Source organism: Pantoea rwandensis (assembly GCF_000759475.1).
GTDB lineage: Bacteria > Pseudomonadota > Gammaproteobacteria > Enterobacterales > Enterobacteriaceae > Pantoea > Pantoea rwandensis_B.
In genome coordinates this window covers 938,042-959,543 of sequence record NZ_CP009454.1, presented here as the reverse complement: position 1 = coordinate 959,543, position 21,502 = coordinate 938,042, and the positions used below count along the sequence as shown (strand labels likewise).

Annotated in this window: 17 protein-coding genes; 6 read left to right on the top strand and 11 right to left on the bottom strand. The window is 54.5% G+C overall.

The window, feature by feature from the left end; translation table 11 throughout:
* Positions 1-101 precede the first annotated feature (101 nt).
* From aaeB to aaeX, 3 genes are read right to left on the bottom strand one after another with little or no spacing between them, the layout of a single operon-like run.
* Positions 102-2,054, bottom strand: a complete 1,953-nt coding sequence (gene aaeB / locus LH22_RS04395; RefSeq protein WP_038644377.1) for a p-hydroxybenzoic acid efflux pump subunit AaeB — start codon at positions 2,052-2,054, stop codon at positions 102-104.
* An 11-nt stretch (positions 2,055-2,065) separates the two neighbouring features.
* Positions 2,066-2,995, bottom strand: coding sequence for a p-hydroxybenzoic acid efflux pump subunit AaeA (gene aaeA, locus LH22_RS04390; protein ID WP_038644376.1), 930 nt, complete (start codon positions 2,993-2,995; stop codon positions 2,066-2,068).
* Positions 2,996-3,004: 9 nt separating this feature from the next.
* Positions 3,005-3,208 carry a p-hydroxybenzoic acid efflux pump operon protein AaeX gene (gene aaeX / locus LH22_RS04385; RefSeq protein WP_021508145.1) on the bottom strand — a complete coding sequence of 68 codons (204 nt, stop codon included), beginning with the start codon at positions 3,206-3,208 and terminating at the stop codon, positions 3,005-3,007.
* Between the two features lie 258 nt (positions 3,209-3,466).
* On the opposite strand from aaeX, the gene aaeR reads away from it, so the two are divergent.
* Positions 3,467-4,384 (top strand): HTH-type transcriptional activator AaeR, encoded by a 918-nt coding sequence (aaeR, locus tag LH22_RS04380; protein WP_038644372.1) that lies wholly within the window; start codon positions 3,467-3,469, stop codon positions 4,382-4,384.
* A gap of 232 nt (positions 4,385-4,616) precedes the next feature.
* On the opposite strand, the gene tldD is transcribed toward aaeR, so the two are convergent.
* The 8 genes from tldD to csrD form a co-directional block, all read right to left on the bottom strand.
* A complete protein-coding gene (gene tldD, locus LH22_RS04375) occupies positions 4,617-6,062 on the bottom strand; it encodes a metalloprotease TldD (RefSeq protein WP_038644371.1) in 1,446 nt (481 codons plus the stop codon).
* Positions 6,063-6,126: 64 nt separating this feature from the next.
* Complete coding sequence (gene yhdP / locus LH22_RS04370) at positions 6,127-9,945, bottom strand: AsmA2 domain-containing protein YhdP (protein WP_038644370.1); 3,819 nt, start codon at positions 9,943-9,945, stop codon at positions 6,127-6,129.
* A gap of 47 nt (positions 9,946-9,992) precedes the next feature.
* Positions 9,993-11,462: a ribonuclease G gene (rng, locus tag LH22_RS04365; RefSeq protein WP_038644369.1), complete on the bottom strand. Its 1,470-nt coding sequence runs from the start codon at positions 11,460-11,462 to the stop codon at positions 9,993-9,995.
* The gene (locus LH22_RS04360; RefSeq protein ID WP_038644368.1) at positions 11,452-12,045 is read right to left on the bottom strand and encodes a Maf family protein; all 594 of its coding nucleotides are present in this window, start codon (positions 12,043-12,045) and stop codon (positions 11,452-11,454) included. The genes rng and LH22_RS04360 overlap by 11 nt, the downstream gene beginning before the upstream one ends.
* Before the next feature lie 8 nt (positions 12,046-12,053).
* The gene (gene mreD, locus LH22_RS04355) at positions 12,054-12,542 is read right to left on the bottom strand and encodes a rod shape-determining protein MreD (protein WP_034830875.1); all 489 of its coding nucleotides are present in this window, start codon (positions 12,540-12,542) and stop codon (positions 12,054-12,056) included.
* Positions 12,539-13,573, bottom strand: coding sequence for a rod shape-determining protein MreC (gene mreC, locus LH22_RS04350; protein WP_038644367.1), 1,035 nt, complete (start codon positions 13,571-13,573; stop codon positions 12,539-12,541). Before mreC ends, mreD begins: the two co-directional genes overlap by 4 nt.
* Before the next feature lie 145 nt (positions 13,574-13,718).
* Positions 13,719-14,762, bottom strand: a complete 1,044-nt coding sequence (mreB, locus tag LH22_RS04345; RefSeq protein ID WP_007891976.1) for a rod shape-determining protein MreB — start codon at positions 14,760-14,762, stop codon at positions 13,719-13,721.
* A 310-nt stretch (positions 14,763-15,072) separates the two neighbouring features.
* Entirely contained in the window at positions 15,073-17,019 is a 1,947-nt protein-coding gene (csrD, locus tag LH22_RS04340; RefSeq protein ID WP_038644366.1) for an RNase E specificity factor CsrD, read from the bottom strand.
* A gap of 324 nt (positions 17,020-17,343) precedes the next feature.
* Here csrD and msrP point away from each other — a divergent pair, with 324 nt between their 5' ends.
* From msrP to accC, 5 genes are all read left to right on the top strand, one after another.
* Positions 17,344-18,348, top strand: coding sequence for a protein-methionine-sulfoxide reductase catalytic subunit MsrP (gene msrP / locus LH22_RS04335; RefSeq protein WP_038644364.1), 1,005 nt, complete (start codon positions 17,344-17,346; stop codon positions 18,346-18,348).
* A complete protein-coding gene (gene msrQ / locus LH22_RS04330) occupies positions 18,349-18,951 on the top strand; it encodes a protein-methionine-sulfoxide reductase heme-binding subunit MsrQ (RefSeq protein WP_038644362.1) in 603 nt (200 codons plus the stop codon). It begins immediately after the preceding gene.
* Positions 18,952-19,183: 232 nt separating this feature from the next.
* Complete coding sequence (gene aroQ, locus LH22_RS04325) at positions 19,184-19,636, top strand: type II 3-dehydroquinate dehydratase (protein ID WP_038644361.1); 453 nt, start codon at positions 19,184-19,186, stop codon at positions 19,634-19,636.
* Positions 19,637-19,657: 21 nt separating this feature from the next.
* Positions 19,658-20,125, top strand: a complete 468-nt coding sequence (gene accB, locus LH22_RS04320) for an acetyl-CoA carboxylase biotin carboxyl carrier protein (protein ID WP_034830260.1) — start codon at positions 19,658-19,660, stop codon at positions 20,123-20,125.
* 11 nt (positions 20,126-20,136) lie between these two features.
* Positions 20,137-21,486 carry an acetyl-CoA carboxylase biotin carboxylase subunit gene (gene accC / locus LH22_RS04315; RefSeq protein ID WP_038644359.1) on the top strand — a complete coding sequence of 450 codons (1,350 nt, stop codon included), beginning with the start codon at positions 20,137-20,139 and terminating at the stop codon, positions 21,484-21,486.
* Positions 21,487-21,502 lie beyond the last annotated feature (16 nt).

Genomic DNA, 21,502 nt, shown 5'->3' with positions numbered 1-21,502 from the left:
CTGCTAGTTTTCATCCAGTCAGGAAAGTATAGATGCCAATATCATCGGGTTTTGTTTCAGCGTGGGATCAAAAAGGCCGCTGCAAGGTGCAGCGGCCGATTTCAGATTTGGATGAGGGTGTTCTGGTATTTATCCAGCATCAACGAGAGCCGTTTCACCGGTTCGGTAACGCTCTCCGGTGCCGAATAGTGATGGAGCTTTTCCTGATAAATCTCCAGTTCCTTCAACAAACGCTCAAAGTAGTAGCGCCGCTTGTCATCGCTGGTGGCTGAAATCACGCGATCGGCGGTGTATCGCAACTGGCGGTGATAAGCCGAAAGCTCCGCGTTAACCGGGACTTCAGCATTACGCAGTCGCTGATGGCCGATAATCAGCGTCAGCGCGATGCGGTATTTGTCGATATCGCCGGGGAACAGATTGAGCAGCAGAAACAGCTGCTGATAGAGCGCGGGCAGATGGTTCTCGCGACGGCGCGCCTGATTAGTGGTTAAGGCCGCCACAGCCGCATACATAAAGCGATTCAACAATTTACGGCCGGTACGTGCTTTGGATTTATCGCGAATCAGCAGAATGACCATCATCGCCACAAAGCTGCCGATCCACTGGCCCAGGGCGTTATCGAGGAAGACGTTGAACTCAAACTTCATCGGATTATCCAGCACCAGCACATTGATGGTACCAATCAACGCACCTAGCGTACCAATCTGACGTCGTTGCACGAAGATACCGCCGATAAAGCCGAGTGCGCCAATCGCGATACACAACAGCAACGCGCTTTGCTGGGTGGCTGGCAGGATATAGACGAAGTAGAGCATGCCGAGTGGCACGGCGAAGGCCATACCGTAGAAGAAATCTTTCGCCATCATCAGCGGATTCGGCATACGCATCGCCAGCGCGGTGATGACGGCCAGCATCACCATACAGCCACTGCCCGAAGTCCAGCCGGTATAGAGCCAAAACAGAGAACCGAGCGCGGTCGCCACAAAGGTACGCACGCCGTTGATCATCGCATGATGGGTTTCCGCCGAACGTGCCTGAATCACCACTTCGCGCTGCAGGATACTCTCTTCCAGCGTGGTAATGCGGCTGTTACTGCGCACACCATTAATCAGCAGCAGATACTCTGTTGCTGCACCGACCCAGCTTGCCACCGTCATCGGCACGGTTTTATTGCTGACACTGATTAAACGACGCATCACCTTCATGCGCTTATGCACGTCATCGACGTTATGAACGTCTTTCTCAATCAGCAGGCGATACTGCGTCGGAATATAATCCGGACGGGCGTTTTGAATCAGAAAGGTTTCAGCTGCTTGCGTAATCAACGTCAGCGACAGCGTATTCAGCATCTGCAACCGGCGGCTGGTATTTTTCCAGCGCGAAGATTCCATCAACAATTGGCTGCGCATACCGTTGAGTGCGGTAGTGCGACGTACCAGCGCGCTCCAGGTGCGATCCACCTCGTCTTTATCCGCGTGGGCGACACACAGTTGCAGCAGTTTGTAATGCGCCACCAGCAGCGAATCGACTTCGGCATCAATCACTTTTTTGATCGAGCGCGGCGAAAACAGCATATCCGCAAGAATCGCACACAGAATCCCAATGACGATTTCACTGCAACGTTCAACGGCATATTGCGGTGCCAGCGTTAAGCCACCGCTGGCATCGGCGGTGACCACGATGATCAGCGCAGTGTAACCAGCCAAACCTAGCGCGTAGGAGTTCTCGACTTTGATCAGCGAGGAGAGCCAGACGCACATGCCCGCCCATAAACAGCACAGCAGCAGCATCACCACCGGTGCACGCACCGTGGCGATCATGATAGTGAGGGCGGCAATACAGCCAATAAACGTACCAATGATGCGCAGAATGCCGCGATAGCGCAGTGCGCCAGAATAGGGATCGCCCCCCGCAGCAAAGGCGGTACCACCGGCCACAATGCCGGCTGTCATCACCGCCCAACGCGGCGTTTCCAGATTAAAGTGAAAGCCAATCATCAGCGCTGCAACCAGCGCAAATGTCAGCTTCACCGGGAAACGCAAAAACTCAATCATAACGCCCTCGCTTAACCAAACTCGCGCAGGCGGTTAAAGAACTGCGTCAACGGCGAGACTTTGGTCTGGCGATCTTTATCCCCGGTGATCACCACCGTGGCAGTGGTGCCCGCCGGGAAGCGGTTGCCTGGTTGATCGTCAAGATGAATACGCACCGGTACGCGCTGCGCCAGTCGCACCCATTCGAGGTTGGAATCAATGGTCGCCATGCCTTTGCTGTCCACGCTGCTGCTGCTGTTGGTCACGCCCGCAGCGATACTGTCCACCGTGCCGCGTAATACCGCATTGCTGCCCAGCGGGGTGATTTCGGCGCGGAAGCCCGGACGCACGCCATCCAGCTTGGTCTCTTCCATATACGCCAGCACGTAGAATGAGTGCTGCTGTACCAATGCCACGGCAACGGAACCACGGGTGATGAACTCGCCCTGATAAACGTTCAGGTTAGTGACCCAGCCATCTGAAGGCGCTTTGATGGTGGTGCGATCCAGGTCGATCACCGCCAAATCGCGCGTTGCCACCGATTTCGCCAGCTGATGTTCGCTGGTTTGCAGATCGTTATTAGACTGATCGATGGCTTCACGTGACATGGCACTGGTGCCAAGTTGGTTACGGCGCGCCGCTTCACGACGCTTTTCATTGACCAATGCCTGGTAATATTCGACATCCGCCTGGGCTTCATCCAGCGCTTTCTGGTAGCGCGGGCGATCCACGACAAACAGCGTATCACCCTGTTTCACCAGCTGGTTGTCATGCACCGGCACGTCAGTGATAAGGCCGGTCACGTCCGGCGAGATCGCCACCACATCAGCGGAGAATTTGGCGTCACGCGTCCAGGGCGATTCGGTGTAGAACACCCAGGCGCGGAAGATGATCACGATTGCGATGATAACCAGCAGGATTGTAATCGCGTAACGCGCGATTTTTCTTATGAGCGCTTTCACTTAAAAACCTCAGACGAATAGACGGGATACAAGGTAAAACACGCAGCAATACAACGCTGTGTTAAAAAGTGCCGGATGCCACACCAGGTCATAAATTCCGCTGGGCGTCAGCACGCGTTTCACCAGCCAGAACAGCGCCAGAGAAACCAGTAGTTCAATGAAGATGGGCGGAAAACTCAGCCCGAATACGACAAATACCGGAAGCACACTCATTACGGTTCCTTAGTTCGACCTTGCCGGATTGCACCGATACCTGCCCTCATGCCGCATGGCACGTCGGGTTGAGAATCAGGGGATGATTGGGAGACTGATGGCAACATTCAGGCCGCGTTGAGCTAATGATAGCGTATCATCGTGTAAACACAGCCGTGTTAAGGTGCGGTGAACAGACCCAGCGTGCGTATAGTAACGCGCATGACTATACGTTTTCTACATATTGTGAGCTAAATCACTTTTTAGCCAGAGTAAACAATGGAACGACTTAAAGGCATGTCCATTTTCGCCAAAGTGGTTGAATTAGGTTCTTTTACCGCCGCGGCACGTCAGCTTCATCTTAGCGTTTCGTCAATCAGCCAAATTGTCGCCAAACTGGAAGATGAGTTGCAGGTCAAATTGTTAAATCGCAGTACGCGCAGTATTGGTCTGACCGAAGCAGGTAAGATCTACTATCAGGGTTGCCGCCGCATGCTGGCTGAAGCGTCTCAGGTGCACGAACAGCTTTATGCCTTTAACAATACGCCGATCGGTATTCTGCGCATCGGCTGCTCCTCCACCATGGCGCAAAACGTGTTGTCTGCAATGACCAGCGATATGCTGCGTGAATATCCTGGTTTGAGCGTCAATCTGGTTACCGGCATTCCCGCGCCAGATTTGATCGCTAACGGCTTGGATCTCGTGGTCCGCGTAGGCGCGTTGCAAGATTCAAACCTGTTCTCACGCCGACTGGGCGCGATGCCGATGGTGGTCTGTGCCGCAAAAAGTTATCTGGCACAGCATGGCACGCCAGATAAACCGGGTGAAATCGATAATTTTTCATGGCTGGAGTACAGCGTTCGCCCGGATAACACCTTTGAACTGGTCGCGCCGGAAGGCCTGGTGACGCGATTGACGCCGCAGGGTCGCTTCGTCACCAATGATTCACAGACGCTGATTCGCTGGCTGAAAGCTGGTTGCGGCATCGCCTATGTCCCCCTGATGTGGGTGATTGATGAGATTAACGCCGGGGAGATCGATATTCTGTTCCCGCAATATCACTCAGAACCGCGTCCGGTGTATGCGCTGTATACCGAGAAGGACAAGATGCCGTTGAAGGTGCAGGTATGTATTGATTATCTGACCGAGTACTTTAAGCAGGTGGCGCAGCAGTATCAGCAGCATCGTAAGAGCTGATGATTCTCCTAAAGGGGTGAATCTCCGATGGGCGATGCCGCCATTCGGCAGGTACGCCATAGGTAAACTCAGACTGTTCGATAATGAGCAGAGTCCGCCATGCGAATATCTGACTCCACGGCCTTCAGAGTGGGTGCCATGGAGTCATCAGGCTTTGTAGCGTGCGCTATGCATGGGAATATCAGACGCTACGGTCATTCGTCAGGTGCGCATTTATGCGCACCTGGAATGATTATGCAGTACCGCCGACGGTGATTTTATCCAGCTTGAGGGTTGGCTGGCCGACGCCGACCGGCACACTCTGCCCCTCTTTACCGCACACGCCAACGCCTTTATCCAGCGCCAGATCGTTTCCGACCATTGAGATCTGCTGCATTGCTTCAATACCCGAACCAATCAGCGTTGCACCTTTAACCGGCGTGGTCACTTTGCCGTTTTCAATCAGATAAGCTTCCGAGGTTGAAAAGACAAACTTGCCGGAGGTGATATCCACCTGACCACCACCAAAGTTCGGCGCATAAATCCCGTACTCAACGCTGGAAATGATGTCCTGAGGCGTGGATTTGCCTGCCAGCATATAGGTGTTGGTCATACGCGGCATCGGCAGATGCGCATAGGATTCACGACGCCCGTTACCGGTTGGCGGAACACCCATCAGACGCGCATTAAGCTTGTCTTGCATGTAACCTTTCAGCACGCCGTTTTCGATCAATACGTTGTATTGGCCTGGCACGCCTTCATCATCCACCGCCAGTGAGCCGCGCAGGCCTTCGATGGTGCCATCGTCAACCACGGTGCAGAGTTCAGAGGCCACCAGTTGCCCCATTTTTCCGCTGAAGACCGAAGTTTCACGGCGGTTGAAATCGCCTTCCAGACCATGACCGACGGCTTCATGCAGCAGCACGCCTGGCCAGCCTGCGCCGAGCACTACCGGCAATGTGCCCGCTGGCGCAGCCACGGCAGAGAGATTCACCAGCGCCAGACGCACCGCTTCACGCGCCCATGCATCGGCACGGACATCACCGTTTTCATCGGCATAGAAGAATTCATAGCCGGTACGCGCCCCGCCGCCGCTAGAGCCACGTTCGCGTTTCCCCTGATCTTCCACCTGTACGCTGATCGACAGACGCACCAGCGGACGGATATCTGCAGCCAGCGTGCCATCGGTCGCCGCCACCAGCACCTGCTCGTACACGCCTGTCAGGCTGGCATTCACTTCCTGCACGCGCGGATCGGCCGCACGTGCCACGGTATCAACACGATGCAGCAGTGCAATTTTGTCTTCGCGCGTCAGGCTGTCCAGCGGATTCACCGGCGCATACAGCGAACGGTTGATCACCGCTGAAAGCGTATGCGCTTTGCCATTGCCCTGCTCACGCACAATACTGCGCGCGGCTTCAGAAGACTGACGCAGGGCGTTCAGGGTGATTTGGTCTGCGTAAGCGAAACCGGTTTTCTCACCACTGATAGCACGCACACCGACACCCTGGTCGATATGGTAAGAACCATCTTTAATGATTTTGTCTTCCAGCACCCAGGATTCATGGAAACTGGACTGGAAGTAGAGATCGGCATAATCCAGACGACGTTCTGAAAGCTGCCCTAACAGGGAAAAAAGGTCCTGCTGATTAATGCTGTTCGCAGCTAGTAACTGCTCACTTACCAGATTCAGAGTCATCGTTTCTCACTCATTATGTGCTCGGATAGTCATAGCCTGCGGCAATTCCCCGACGGCGTCAAATTCACTTCTTGTCGTCTTCGCGCGGTTTGCGCAGCACTTCATTGATTTCCGGTTTATCCAACGGTCCGCTTATGTGATAACGCAGTAGCGAAATCTTATTCCACAGCGGGCCCAATACTTTACTGGCGGCAAACACGGCGGCCCCGATCACCGGGTTGACCACAAAGGCCGTCGCCACACCTACCGAAGCGGAGATCTCAGGGGCAACGACCGCTTCCATATCAATCTGGCGTTTTGCCAGATCGATCTGCCCCTGCATGGCGATATCCGCTTCAAGGCCATCGACCAGCAGGTTATCCGTGCGCATCACACCGTTTTCGATCCACGCCGTGCCGTTAATTGAATCGAAATAGAAGCCTTCGCTGAAGGTGTCACTGAAATCGAAGCGCAGCTTACGCAGTAAGGCGTCAAAACTCATCAGGCGGAGCAACTGCCCTGCACGTCCGGTATTCACATCCGCAATCTGGCCTTTGCCAAAATGGGTTTTCAGCGTACCACTCAACGTTTCCGCGGAAGGCTGCCACGGGGCGGAACGCCAGTGCAGGTCATAATCCACGTTAAACGGCGCGTCACGAAGTGGGGTATTCATCCCAAACCAGTTAACGGCGTCATTGATGTTTTTACCGCTCAGACTGCCTTTTAATGAGGTACGCTGATTGCCCGGCTTGTTGACCCATTCGCCGTTGATCTTCAGCTTTGCACTGCCGGAATCCACGCTACCGTTAGTAAGTGCTAACGTATCTCCCTGCGGCTGTAATCTGGCCTGCATATGACCAAACTTCTGTCCGCGCAGCCAGCACTCATCACAGTTTAGCTGCATCGCCGGCCAGTTACTGAAGTCGACTGTGCTGCTGTTGCCACCCAACGGCGAGGCGTTGTTGTCGCTGCTGTTCGCCCATTCTGGATTGTAGTAAAGATAGCTAAGGTCGATCTGCCATGGCGCATGCTGTGCGGTTTGCAAACTGCCGCGCGCTTCGCGGCTTTCCAGCTGAAGTTGCGTGTTGCCAGTCGGCCCTTGCGTGACGGTGGCATTAACGTCATGCCACTGCTGGCCACCGAGCATCAGTGCCGGTGTCCGCAGAGTCACATCGCCCGGTAACAGCGCGCCGCCCACTTCCGTTTCGCCCTGAGCATTACGCGAACCACTGCTTCCCGCCATTAGCCCCATCCAGGCTTCACCATCCAACGGTGGTAAATTGAGTTCCATCCCGCGTTTTTCTGGCAGCTTCGGCGTGCTTTTCGCATCGTTGAGCCAGATGCCGCGATCCACGCGCAGCTGGGGTTCGAGAATCCAGCGGCTGTTAAAACGGTTGTGCTCACGCACGCTGCCGCTTAGCGTGAATCCTTTAAGGTCACCGGTGGCGTTGATGGCGATGGGCATTGCTTCGCCCGCCTGCTTATCCAGCGGCGCAGGTAAGTGACTGCTTACTGTTTTGCCCTCACCCTGCAAATCGACTTTATAGGTCGCACCACCATTGTGTGGCAGCGTGATGTCGACATTGCCCTGCCACGGCAAACTGCCGCTCAACTGACTGCTGACACTGGCCGGCAATACTTTCAGTTTCGACGGCTGCCAGTCGCCCAATAACTTCACGTTGACGCCGAAGTTGTCAGGATTCTCAGTGGTAGAAAAACGGACGCCGGTGGGCTGACCGAACCAGTTAGCCTGCATATCTTCACTTTCGAGATTGCCGTTGTTGTAGCGGAAGCGCCCGGTGAGATTTTCCAGCGTGGTGTTTAACGGCTTGATGTGCAGGCTGTTATTGTTCATCACCACATTCCCGCTGGCATGCACCAATTCACCATCCAGCGGAATATCGAGATTCAATGAACCGCGCACATTGCCACCGATTTGCAGCTGCTGCAGTGCCGCGCCCAACGTCGATTTCAAAGGCGTCTGTTCGAAGTAATCGGCAATCTGCTTGCCCTGACCGCTAAGATCGCCATTGATGATCAACTTCTCTTTGAGATAGTCCGGGATCACCGCGCTGACGTTCCGTGCATCCACTTCCCCCAATTTGGTTTTCTCGGCTTTCATCCACAGGCCGTCGTTAACAAAATCGAGGTCGATATCGAGGTTTTCCAGCGCTGGCCAACCGGGCTGGAACTGGAAAGTGGATTGACGCAGCGGCACCCACACTTCAAACATGCCGTCATTGTGCTTAAACGGGAACAGGCTGGGATTACCGGCGAACAACAGCGTGGCATTGTCCACTTTCCCGCCTTTGATCGACTCGCTGAGGAAATGGGTCAGATCATGGCCCATTAGCGGTTCCGGGAAGTAGCGCCAGGCATCACCCGCATCGGTGACGCGAATGCCCGCCAGAATATCCAGCTGTGGCGCTTTGCCGACATTTTGCTGATAGCGGAAATCACCGCGCGCCCACAGGGAACGTGCCTGAACATCAAGATTCTGACCGTCCAGCGTCAGGCCGCTGGCATCGCGCTGCCAGTTCAGCTTGCCAGTGATCTGTTGAATTTGCAGTGGCGCCTGGAACATGTCGCCATAAGGCACTTCCGCTTGTCCCATCGTCACATCCAACCGACCGTTACTCACGCTGCCGCTGGCGGTACCGTTGAGATTGCTGATCCCCGGCAACAGCTCCCAATGCTGCCACGCCAGGTTGCGCCATTTGGCTTGCAGGCGGGTTTGCTCGGGCTGATTGAGCGGAATATCCAGCGCCAGCGCATCGATGTTGCCGCGCGGCTGCAATGCACGCCAGTTATCCAGTAACGCAGGGGATAAGGGTTTGAACAGCGGCACCAATGGTGCCAGACGCTCCAGATCCAGTTGGGTGGCACGGACACGCACTTCCGCACCACTGTTAGCGCCCAGCATCTGCTGGTCTTCGGGCTTCCACAGAAGTGAGAAGTGCCCCGGCGCCCAGGCGATGCCATCGGTGCTGAGTCGGGTTTGCGGGACGGACAAACTCCAGCCATTTTGGAAACGCGCCAGATGCGCGGTTAAGCCATCGACCTGCAGCTGGTGATCGCCCTGTTCGCCGCGCCAGCGTGCACCGCCTTTACTGAGCAACAGGTCACCGGCGTAGACATCGCCATCACGCAGATTCACCCACGCTGCAAGGCTGAAGCGGGCACTTTCGAGGCTGGTATTGTCACGCAGCCACGGACCGATCCACGGGCGCACATCGACGTCATCCGCTTGCATCCAGATGCGGCCATCGTTGAGTAATCCGTTGGTATCGTTGAGATCGAGTCGCACCTGCACCACACCGTGCTGCCCCGTAAAACTGGAGAGATTAACTTCCCCTTCCGCGCGGTGACGCGTGCTTTCGTTGAGCCAGGTCAGACGCGGGATCGCCAGCTCAGCGTGCTGGCCAGAGGGCGTGAGAAAACGGATGCTGCTATCACGCAGATCAAAGTGGTCAAACTGGCGTAGAAACAGATCGTTGATTTGCGCCGGCTTAAAGCTGTTTTTTTGTTGATCGCTGGTGAGCAGCGGATGATTGGTTTCGAGGCGCAATTGCCAGAAGGTCAGATCACGGAACTGCCAACGCCAGTGCAGCAGCGATTGCCAGACGTTAAGCGCCAGATTTACACGGCCAATGGTGAGTTTGCCATCTTCCGGCATCACAACGTTGAGATTGCGCACCTGCAGGGTTGGGCCGAAGTTCTCCCATTTACCCTGCAGCTCGCTGGCATCCACCGTCACTCCGCTGACGCGTGAAATCGTCTGCAGTATGTCGCTGCGATAGCTGTTGAGATGCGGCATCACGAGGCGCAACCCGCTGACTAGCAGCGCCACAATAACGATGATTGCGGCGAGCAGCAGTAACAAAATCCTCGGCAACCGCCTCACGCACCTCTCCTTGCTTCCCGTTGAATAACGGCGTTCAGCATCACGACTTACATCATGACAACGTCAAACTGCTCCTGAGTATAGAGCGGCTCAACATGAACTTTAACCTGCTTACCGACAAAGATTTCCACTTCAGCCAGCGCATGTGACTCTTCGCTTTTTAACGCCTCGCCCACTGCCGGGGAAACATAAACGAGGAAGCGATCGGAATCATAAGCATGATGCACACGCACGATTTCGCGCATGATTTCGTAGCAGACCGTTTCCACCGTTTTCAGCGTGCCGCGCCCTTTGCACACCGGGCAATCGGCACAGAGCACATGTTCAATACTTTCCCGCGTGCGCTTACGCGTCATTTCCACCAGACCAAGCGCCGAGAAGCCGTTGATACCGGTTTTCACCCGATCTTTGCTCAGCGCACTTTCCAGCGAATGCAGTACGCGGCGACGATGGTCGTCATTACTCATGTCGATAAAATCGATGATGATAATGCCGCCCAAATTGCGCAGACGCAGCTGGCGAGCAATCGCCTGCGTGGCTTCAATGTTGGTGTTGAAGATGGTTTCGTCGAGATTACGATGCCCAACAAATGCACCGGTATTGATATCGACGGTGGTCATGGCTTCGGTTTGATCGATGATCAGATAGCCGCCCGACTTGAGTTCAACCTTGCGCTCCAGTGAGCGCTGGATTTCATTCTCAACATCAAACAGATCGAAGATTGGCTGTTTGCCGCTGTACAGCTCCAGCTTGCTGGCCATTTCCGGGATATATTCGCCGGTAAATTCCACCAGCAGATCGCAGGTCAGACGTGAATCCACGCGAATGCGATCCAGCGCTGCGCCGGCAAAGTCGCGCAACACGCGCTGTGCCAATGCTAACTCGCCGTACAGCAGACAGCGCGTCTGGTTACGTTTCTTACGCTCGCTGACTTTGGTCCAGAGACGCTTGAGGAACGCGGCATCCTGCGCCAGGTCTTCCTCACAGATGCCTTCAGCAGCAGTACGAATAATGAAACCGCCGAGGTCGTCGCAGTAGGCGGAAACGACCGCTTTCAAGCGATCACGCTCCGCTTCGCTTTCAATACGCTGGGAAACACCCACATGCGATGCGCCTGGCATAAACACCAGATAACGTGAAGGCAGCGTAATATCGGTGGTAAGGCGCGCGCCTTTGGTGCCGAGCGGATCTTTCACCACCTGTACCACTAAATCCTGGCCGGGACGCACCAACTCGCTAATATCGCGTACGACGAAGTTTTTCTTCTCATCACCCGCCACGCATTCGGTGTGCGGCATGATGTCAGAAGCGTGCAGAAAGGCGGCTTTATCCATGCCAATATCAACAAACGCGGCCTGCATGCCGGGCAAAACGCGGCTAATGCGACCCTTATAGATATTCCCTACGATACCGCGCCGTGCTTCGCGCTCGATGTGAATTTCCTGCAGAATGCCGCCATCAATATAGGCAACACGGGTTTCAGAAGGTGTAACGTTAACCAGCAACTCAGCCGTCATCTTGTCCCCTTAACGCACGCAGTGACTGAAAGTGGCTCAGCAACTCATTGGTTTCAACCAGCGGTAATCCCACTACGGCGTGATAGCTTCCATTAATCTTGCGGACAAAGTTGCCGCCCAGACCTTGTATTCCGTACGCGCCGGCTTTGTCCATCGGCTCGCCGCTGGCAATATAGTGCGAGATTTCTTCTGCCGTGATATTGCGGAATGTCACGTCAGTAGTGACAAGGCAATCCAGCTCGCGTGCACTGTCAGCCAGCGCGACGGCAGTCATCACCTGATGCGTTTGCCCGGAGAGTTGACTCAACATCTGCGCTGCGTGTGCAGCATCGCGCGGCTTTTCCAGCACGTTATTGTTGAGTACCACGATGGTATCTGCACCCAGCACCGGTAAATCCTGCGGCGCGACCGCCACGCCAGCACGCGCTTTATCCAAAGCCAGACGGCGAACATACACTTCCGCCGCTTCCTCTGGCTGGCGCTGCTCTTCAACGTCGGTAACCAGACGTTCAAACTGCAGACCCAGTTGCGTGAGCAGTTCACGTCGACGCGGTGAACCGGATGCGAGATACAGGCTTATCATAGTCTTCCTTACTGAACAGCGAACTGACGGCGAATCTTTCTCATTAATAAGAATAGCCAGGGCCATAGAATGCCGTCGACCACACTGCTCCAGAAGATTTCCGGGCGGAATGAGACGTTGATCACCAGGAATTCAGCCCAGAAAACAATTACATCCACCGCAAGCGACAGCACCATAACCATTAATGCCTGCTGCCACAACGCCAGATTTCGGAATAGCTGAAATTTGAAGGCCACCAGATACGCGATGATGCTGAACGCCAGCGCGCGCACCCCCAGCGTCGAACCGGCCACCAGGTCCATCACGGCCCCTAAAAAGAAGCCTGTACCCACATTAACCCGGTGCGGCAATGCCAGAACCCAGTAAACCAGGATCAACAAAAGCCATGAAGGCCGGAACATGTAGATTTGTTCCGGCCAGGGCATGATTTGCAGAATGAGGGCAATCAGAAAGGACAGCCAGATAACCCATCGGCCCTGGCTGCGGTATCGACTCAAGGCTGGCCTCCGCGTGTGCTCGCTGGGATCCCTTGCGAACGACTGCTGTTAGCGGGTGCCGGCGCCCCCATTTGCTGCGCAGGCTGCATCATATCCGGTGCCGGTGGGCCCATTTCGCCCGCTGGCGGCAAGACCTGCGGCATCATCTGCATCAGACGCTCATTCGCCACGCGGTGAACTTCATCTGGTGCCATTGGCATGTCGCCATTCTTATCCGCGCCCCACAACAGCAGCAGGTAACGCAGACGTTGCAGGCCTGCCGTTGGATGCGCCTGAATCACGGTGTAGGCACGTTGGGTATCGACTTTCACGGAAGAGACCACGCCAACCGGGTAGCCTTCAGGGAAACGTCCACCGAGGCCTGACGTCACCAGCACATCGCCAACACGAATGTCAGTGTTGCCCGGCAGATGTTCCAGCTGCAAGTCTTCGCTGCAGCCGTTACCCGCCGCAATCACGCGAATATCATTACGTAACACCTGAATCGGCAACGCATGCGAAGCATCACAAATCAGCAGTACGCGGCTGGTCACCTGACCCACAGCCACCACCTGACCCACTACACCTTTATCACTGATCACCGGCTGGCCTTCGTAAACACCGTTTACGCTGCCTTTGTCGATAACGACCTGATCGGTATACGGATCGGTGCCGGTTGAAATCACCTGGGTCACCATCTTGTGCTCATCCTGACGCAGCGGCGAGCCGAGCAGCTCACGCAGACGTGCGTTTTCCTGCTTGTATTGCCCCAGCATCAGCAGGTCACTGTTTTTCAGGAAGAGCTCACGGCGCAGCGCTTTGTTTTCCAGCTCGAGCTGCTGGCGTGAAGCCAGCGTTTCTGAGACACCGTCAAGAAGCTGTCGCGGCCCATTGGCCAGAAAGTAAAATGGACTTACCGACGTGTCCAGGTAGTTGCGGATCTGGGAGAAGGAGCTCACGCGACTGTCTGCGATAATAATCGCGATAGCCACAATGACTGCCAGAAAGAGACGCAACTGCAGGGAAGGCCCCCTGCTAAAAATCGGCTTCATAAATTCTGCGTGTTCCTCGACATCAGGGAAGAAGCGCCAGTCTTATGACTAACGCCTCCAGGGCTGGACGCATCTCGCCGTCGTGCGCAGCGTCGATAGGCGCGACTCCCTGCGCAATTTGACCACGGTCTCAGCCGATGAGGATTTACTCCTCGCTGAACAAATCGCCGCCGTGCATGTCGATCATTTCCAACGCTTTACCACCGCCGCGCGCGACGCAGGTCAGCGGATCTTCTGCAACAACCACCGGAATACCGGTTTCTTCCATCAGCAGACGATCCAGATTGCGCAGCAATGCGCCACCACCGGTCAGCACCATGCCGCGCTCGGAGATATCAGAAGCCAGTTCTGGTGGGCACTGTTCCAGCGCGACCATCACTGCACTCACGATACCGGTCAACGGCTCTTGCAGCGCTTCGAGGATTTCATTGGAGTTCAGGGTAAAGCCACGCGGTACACCTTCTGCCAGGTTACGACCACGTACTTCAATTTCGTGTACTTCATCACCCGGATAGGCAGAACCAATGCCGTGCTTGATACGTTCCGCAGTGGCTTCACCAATCAGTGAACCGTAGTTGCGGCGCACATAATTAATGATAGCTTCATCGAAGCGATCACCACCTATACGTACAGAAGAAGAGTAGACCACGCCGTTCAGGGAGATGACGGCCACTTCAGTGGTACCACCACCGATATCCACCACCATCGAACCGGTTGCTTCTGATACCGGCAGGCCTGCACCAATTGCGGCAGCCATCGGCTCTTCAATCAGAAACACTTCGCGCGCGCCTGCACCCTGTGCAGATTCACGGATAGCACGGCGCTCAACCTGAGTGGCGCCAACCGGTACGCAGACCAGCACACGTGGGCTTGGACGCATAAAGCTGTTGCTGTGCACTTGTTTAATGAAGTGCTGGAGCATTTTTTCAGTCACGAAGAAGTCGGCGATCACGCCATCTTTCATAGGACGGATGGCCGCGATGTTGCCTGGAGTACGACCCAGCATCTGCTTGGCGTCATGACCTACGGCCGCAACGCTCTTTGGCGAACCAGCACGATCCTGACGAATGGCAACCACGGAAGGCTCGTTCAGCACGATGCCTTGTCCTTTTACGTAAATCAGGGTATTCGCGGTACCCAGGTCAATGGACAAGTCATTGGAAAACATGCCACGAAATTTTTTAAACATACTAAGGGATAATCCTGCAAGCTGGGGGCGGAAAATAAAATCCGCCTACTTTACCAACCACGCGAAGCCGCTACAAGGCGCAAAAACGTTCTGCTTCGGTGAAAAAATACGCTGAATAATTTTTTGGGCCGATTCGCTTATCCCTGGCCGCCGTTAAATAGCGCAAAGCCGCCCTATTAAACGTAAATTCACCCTCAATCACCGGGCTAATTTCGACATAAAATCTAACATTTCCAGCCATCATAAGCGCGGACGTTATCCACTAAATGGCAGAAAAAAGCGACTCAGCGCCGCTTTACTGGCTGAAGACCTAAATTCGATAACGTTGTGAATGTTTTTTCACGTTACTGTTCACCGGCAATGATGGGGCAAAGAAGTCGCCTTGCCCACCTGCCACGCCCAGATTCGCCAGCGTTTGCCACTCCGCGCGCGTACGCACGCCCGCAGCAAAAACTTGTGTCGAGGTGGATTTGCATACTTCCAGTAAACTTTGCACAAATAACTGGTTTTCAGTACGACGTTCAATATTACGTACCAGCCCAGGATCGAGTTTGATCACTTCGATTGGGAACTGCTTGATATAAGCACTGCTCACCACGGTCATACCCGCCTGATCCACCGCCACACGACAACCAAACGCGGTCAACATTTGGAAAACCGGTACTAAGCGATTGATGTGTTGACAAACATCCGCCTCAGCAAGTTCAAATAAAAAACGTTTTCTTTGCGATTTTGTACATTGCAGCAAAAGCTTTTGCAGCCAGCGCTGGAATGGGCGCTGTAATAAGGAGTCAATATTGACGGGTAAAGCCAGTGTTTCATCAGGCCACACTTCAGAGAGTGCCGCGATTCGCGTCACCAGTTGGCGATCCCAACTGTCGGTCAAACCAAGTTGCAGCACCAGCGGCATATACTCGGCCGACACCACTTCTTTGTCGCCATCGAACACGCGCGCCAGCATTTCACGGTGGTGTACTTTGCCATCCAGCAATACGGCCGGTTTTTGGTAAAGACGTGGGCCGCCGCGATTAAGGGTGTTTTCCAGCAGCGTTCGCCAGCGCACGCTACCACGCCCCATGTCTAAGGTATTGCCTTCACCGACTGACCAACTGTTACCGCCCTGCAAAGCGGCACGACGGGTCGCCATCTCGACATTTTCCATCACCTGCGGCACGGTTTCTCCGCTGCGCCACGCACTGATGCCAATGTGGATTAAATCATCGCGATCGACCATACGCATCGGCGGCAATGAGTCGACCGCGTTGATCAACTGATCGGCGATACTGTTGGCCTCTTTAAGCGTGCGGTGCGGCAATAAAACGGCAAAATCGCTGCGGAAGTAGCGTGCCAGTAAAGCGCCTGGATAGCGCAGAACAAAAGTCGACAGCATATTAATCAGGTCAAATAGGTATTCATCCACCAGCGTTTGGCCCAGCGTTTCATGCAGCGTGTCGAGATCGGGCAGACGCACCATCATCACCACGCCATGCGTGCCCACATCTTCCTGATCTTCCAGCAGCGTGGCTAACTGGTTATCAAAGAACAGGCGGTTATTCAGGCCGGTGCGTGAATCCTGTGCGGCAAACGTGCGGATAAGCGTATCAATGCGCAGGCGCTGCTCGCCCGCTTCCTGAAGATCGTTAAGTAATGTGTCAATGGCGCGACTGGCTTTTGGCGGCCATTCGGCATAATGCCCGACGGAGGGCACGCGCTCACCCGCCAGAATGCGCTCGGAGCGTGCTTCTAAACGCTCCATGTGCTGCCAGCGACGATTGATCCAACGATGCGTCATCACCAATAAAGCGGACATAATGGCCACCACGCTGAGCAGGACAATCAGCGTATAGGCACCGGTAAAGGAGCGGAACCAGGTTTTCGCAGGATCGAGTACCACTACTCGCAGTTCAAGGCCGGGAGAGTGCACCAACGGAAGATCGAACTGAATAAAACGATTCGGCTCATCTTCAAGCATAGGATTTTCATGGCGAGCGAGTTGAAACACCACGGTATTGCCGTTATGCATCTCAATCTGTTCCGCATTGATCACCGGCATGATGCGCGTCAACCACTGCGTCAGTTCTTGTGGCGATTGCGTTGTCAGCGCTTTATCGACTTCGGTCGCTAGCGTATTGACGCGTGTTTCTACGCGCTGTTGCGATAACCAGATAAAACTAAAAGCGCAGCCGACCAGCATCAATAACATTGCCAGTAAGCTTAATAATGTAATAAACGCAGAAAACTTTGTTGTTAATCGCATCCCTGTGCCTGTATCACTGCGGTTCTGAACGGTCGCCATCCAACGGCGCCAACCTGCTCATTGGCGTAAACCTGAGCAAAATAGCACAAAACATCGTCTGAATCAGCGCCAGACGCGCATCAAATTAGGCGGTGCGCCATGCTAATCGGCCCTGCGGCGCGAGTATAGCCGCAAAGTGTGATGGCTTGCGTTTCACACGGGCTTTTTCGTCCTATTCTCAACAGAGCGCTTTCGCCAGGAAATTTCATATTTTTCCGGGCAAAGTGGCGTGTCCAGCGTGAGTTGATCATGCTGAGTACCACACCTTTTTCGCCGGAGAATGTCATGAAGCTGAAGCAATACCTTACCGAATCCGACGTGACGCCCGAGAGCATCTTTAATATGCGCCGCCGTCAGGTGTTGAAAGCGCTGGGATTAGGCGCAGCTGCGGCAAGTTTGCCCGGCGCGGCGCAGGCAGATGTGCTGAGCTGGTTCAAAGGCAATGACCGCCCACCCGCCCCCGCAGGTCGCGATCTGCAATTTACCAAACCCGCGCAGTGGCAAGCTGATTTGCCCATGACGCCGTTTGACAAGGTTTCCGGCTACAACAACTTTTATGAGTTTGGCCTGGATAAAGCCGATCCTGCCGCCAACGCCGGCACGCTGAAAACCGAACCCTGGCAGTTGCGCATTGAAGGTGAAGTGGCGAAACCGATCACGCTGGATATGGACGATATCTTTAAACGTTTTGCCATGGAGCAGCGTATTTATCGCATGCGCTGTGTTGAAGCGTGGTCGATGGTGATCCCCTGGGTGGGCTTAGAGCTGAATAAATTACTCAAATTGGCTGAACCCACCAGCAATGCCCGCTTTGTCGCCTTTCAGACGTTATATGCGCCGGATCAAATGCCTGGGCAGAAAGATCGCTTTATCGGCGGTGGGCTGGATTACCCCTATGTGGAAGGATTACGCCTCGATGAAGCAATGCACCCTCTCACACTGTTAAGCACCGGCGTGTACGGCAAAGCGCTGCCGCCACAAAATGGCGCCCCGATTCGCCTGACGGTGCCGTGGAAATATGGTTTCAAGGGCATCAAGTCCATCGTGAAGATCACACTGACGCGCGATCAGCCCCCGACAACCTGGAACCAAATCGCCAATAATGAATATGGTTTTTATGCCAACGTTAACCCACATGTGAATCATCCACGCTGGTCGCAAGCCACAGAACGTTTTATTGGTTCCGGCGGTATTCTCAATGTCGAACGCCAGCCAACCCTGCTGTTTAACGGCTACGCTAAAGAGGTGGCTTCACTGTATCGCGGGCTCGATTTACGGGAGAACTACTGAGTGCGACTGACGTTACGCCATATCACCCTGTTAAAAGTGGTGCTGCATCTCGCGGCTTTCCTGCCGTTTGTGTATCTGTTTATGGCTGCCAGCCAGGGTTGGTTAAGTGCCGATCCTGCGAAAGATATCCAGCATTTTACCGGCAGAATGGCGTTAAAATTACTGCTGGCGACGCTGCTGGTGACGCCATTAACGCGCTACCTGAAACAACCGTTGCTGATACGCACTCGCCGCCTGCTGGGCGTATGGTGTTTTGCCTGGGCATGTTTGCATTTGACCAGCTATTACCTGCTGGAGCTGGGTTACAACCATCTGCAGTTACTGGGGAGTGAGATCATTTCGCGCCCTTATCTGTTACTGGGTATGATCTGCTGGCTGGTGCTGTTTACTTTAGCCATCACCTCGTTCCAGCGCGCACAACGTAAACTGGGTCGCCGCTGGCAAACCCTGCACAACGGCATCTATCTTGTCGCGATCCTCGCACCTATCCACTATCTTTGGTCGGTGAAAGTCTTCTCGCCGCAGCCCTGGATTTATGCGCTGCTGGCTTTGGTGTTGTTAGGCTGGCGTTACAATAAGTTGCGTAATCTTCTGCGTCGATAATCCCCGCACGGTTGTTTTCCTGTCACGAGATCTGTTAAAAGGTGTGGCCTAAGGGCCGCATCCGATCAACTTCGCAGATAAGACCAGTATTTTGCTGCGAATTGCGACGAAACGGATATAATGCCCGGCTTTATTGCAAGCGAAGTCGCCTTTTTCACTCTCAGGAGTGACAAACGGCAGATGTCGCGGTATTTTACGCGATGCCTCACTGATTGCAGGAGATAGCAGCAAGATGGCGCACAAATTTCACATACTGCTTTTGAACGGTCCCAATCTGAATCTGTTGGGAACGCGCGAGCCTGATAAGTATGGTCATACCACGCTGGCGCAAATTGTCGGCGATTTGACGCAACAGGCTGAACAGCACGATGTGAAATTAAGTCATTTGCAATCTAACGCAGAGTTTCAGTTGATTGATCGTATTCACGAGGCCCGTGGCAATGTGGATTACATCATCATCAATCCGGCTGCGTTCACGCATACCAGCGTTGCACTGCGTGATGCCCTGTTGGCGGTCAGCATACCTTTTATTGAGGTGCATCTCTCAAACGTGCATGCACGCGAACCGTTCCGACATCACTCCTATCTTTCTGATGTATCTGCTGGCGTCATCTGTGGACTTGGCGCTGATGGATACTCATGGGCTTTACAAACGGCAGTAAAACGCCTGTCACATTCCAATTAAACAGAGTACGGAACCACACTCATGGATATTCGTAAAATTAAGAAACTGATCGAACTGGTAGAAGAGTCTGGCATCTCCGAGCTGGAAATCTCTGAAGGCGAAGAGTCAGTTCGTATCAGCCGTTCACCTGCGAACGCTGGCTACCCGGTCATGCAACAGGCTTACGCTGCGCCAGTGATGCAGCAGCCTGCGCTGGCGACCGCCGTTGCACCTGCAGCCGCTGCGCCGGCTGAAGCCGCTAAGCCGGAAATCACCGGCCACATCGTGCGTTCTCCGATGGTCGGCACTTTCTACCGTACCCCAAGCCCGGATGCGAAAGCCTTCGTGGAAGTGGGCCAGAAAGTCAACGCAGGCGATACCCTGTGCATCGTTGAAGCGATGAAAATGATGAACCAGATCGAAGCCGATAAATCCGGCGTTGTGAAGGCGATCCTGGTGGAAAGCGGCCAGCCGGTTGAATTTGACGAGCCGCTCGTCGTCATCGAATAACGAGGCGAAGCATGCTGGATAAAATTGTCATTGCTAACCGCGGTGAGATCGCTCTGCGTATTCTCCGCGCGTGTAAAGAATTAGGCATCAAGACCGTTGCGGTTCACTCCACCGCTGACCGCGACCTGAAGCACGTGCTGTTAGCAGACGAAACCGTCTGTATCGGCCCGGCGCAGTCGGTCAAAAGCTACCTGAACATCCCTGCACTGATCTCCGCCGCCGAAATCACCGGCGCCGTGGCGATCCACCCGGGCTACGGCTTCCTCTCTGAGAATGCCGATTTCGCCGAGCAGGTTGAGCGTTCAGGCTTTATCTTCATCGGTCCGAAAGCTGACACCATCCGCCTGATGGGCGATAAAGTGTCTGCGATCACCGCGATGAAGAAAACCGGCGTACCGACCGTGCCAGGTTCTGATGGCTCGCTGACCGAAGACATGGATAAAAACCGTGCCATTGCCAAGCGCATCGGCTACCCGGTGATTATCAAAGCCTCTGGCGGCGGCGGTGGTCGTGGTATGCGCGTGGTGCGCAGTGAAAAAGATCTGGAACAATCCATCGGCATGACGAAAGCGGAAGCCAAAGCGGCTTTCAACAACGACATGGTCTACATGGAGAAATTCCTCGAGAACCCACGCCATATCGAAATTCAGGTGATGGCCGACGGTCAGGGCAACGCTATCTATCTGGCGGAACGTGACTGCTCGATGCAGCGTCGTCACCAGAAAGTGGTCGAGGAAGCACCAGCGCCGGGCATTACGCCGGAGCTGCGTCGCTTTATCGGCGAGCGCTGTGCGAAAGCCTGTATCGATATCGGCTACCGCGGTGCGGGTACCTTCGAGTTCCTGTACGAAAACGGTGAGTTCTACTTCATCGAGATGAACACCCGTATTCAGGTGGAGCATCCGGTGACCGAGATGATCACCGGCGTGGATTTGATCAAAGAGCAGCTGCGTATTGCTGCCGGTCAGCCGCTGTCAATCAAACAGGAAGACGTGGTGGTACGCGGCCATGCGGTGGAATGCCGTATCAACGCCGAAGACCCGAACACCTTCCTGCCAAGCCCGGGCAAGATCACCCGTTTCCACGCGCCAGGCGGTTTTGGCGTGCGCTGGGAATCGCACATCTATGCCGGCTACAGCGTGCCGCCGTACTACGATTCCATGATCGGCAAACTGATCACCTACGGTGACACCCGTGAAGTGGCCATCGCGCGTATGAAAAATGCGCTGGCGGAACTGATCATCGACGGCATCAAGACCAACGTCGAGCTGCAGATGAAAATCATGTCCGACGAACATTTCCAGCAGGGTGGCACCAACATCCACTATCTGGAGAAAAAACTCGGCCTGCACGAGAAGTAATCGCAGCGCAGAGCAA

Coding starts and splice junctions, on each gene's coding strand:
- aaeB (WP_038644377.1), bottom strand. CDS start 2,054: ATGATTGAGTTTTTGCGTTTCCCGGTGAAGCTGACATTTGCGCTGGTT.
- aaeX (WP_021508145.1), bottom strand. CDS start 3,208: ATGAGTGTGCTTCCGGTATTTGTCGTATTCGGGCTGAGTTTTCCGCCC.
- aaeR (WP_038644372.1), top strand. CDS start 3,467: ATGGAACGACTTAAAGGCATGTCCATTTTCGCCAAAGTGGTTGAATTA.
- tldD (WP_038644371.1), bottom strand. CDS start 6,062: ATGACTCTGAATCTGGTAAGTGAGCAGTTACTAGCTGCGAACAGCATT.
- rng (WP_038644369.1), bottom strand. CDS start 11,462: ATGACGGCTGAGTTGCTGGTTAACGTTACACCTTCTGAAACCCGTGTT.
- LH22_RS04360 (WP_038644368.1), bottom strand. CDS start 12,045: ATGATAAGCCTGTATCTCGCATCCGGTTCACCGCGTCGACGTGAACTG.
- mreC (WP_038644367.1), bottom strand. CDS start 13,573: ATGAAGCCGATTTTTAGCAGGGGGCCTTCCCTGCAGTTGCGTCTCTTT.
- mreB (WP_007891976.1), bottom strand. CDS start 14,762: ATGTTTAAAAAATTTCGTGGCATGTTTTCCAATGACTTGTCCATTGAC.
- csrD (WP_038644366.1), bottom strand. CDS start 17,019: ATGCGATTAACAACAAAGTTTTCTGCGTTTATTACATTATTAAGCTTA.
- msrP (WP_038644364.1), top strand. CDS start 17,344: ATGAAGCTGAAGCAATACCTTACCGAATCCGACGTGACGCCCGAGAGC.
- aroQ (WP_038644361.1), top strand. CDS start 19,184: ATGGCGCACAAATTTCACATACTGCTTTTGAACGGTCCCAATCTGAAT.
- accB (WP_034830260.1), top strand. CDS start 19,658: ATGGATATTCGTAAAATTAAGAAACTGATCGAACTGGTAGAAGAGTCT.
- accC (WP_038644359.1), top strand. CDS start 20,137: ATGCTGGATAAAATTGTCATTGCTAACCGCGGTGAGATCGCTCTGCGT.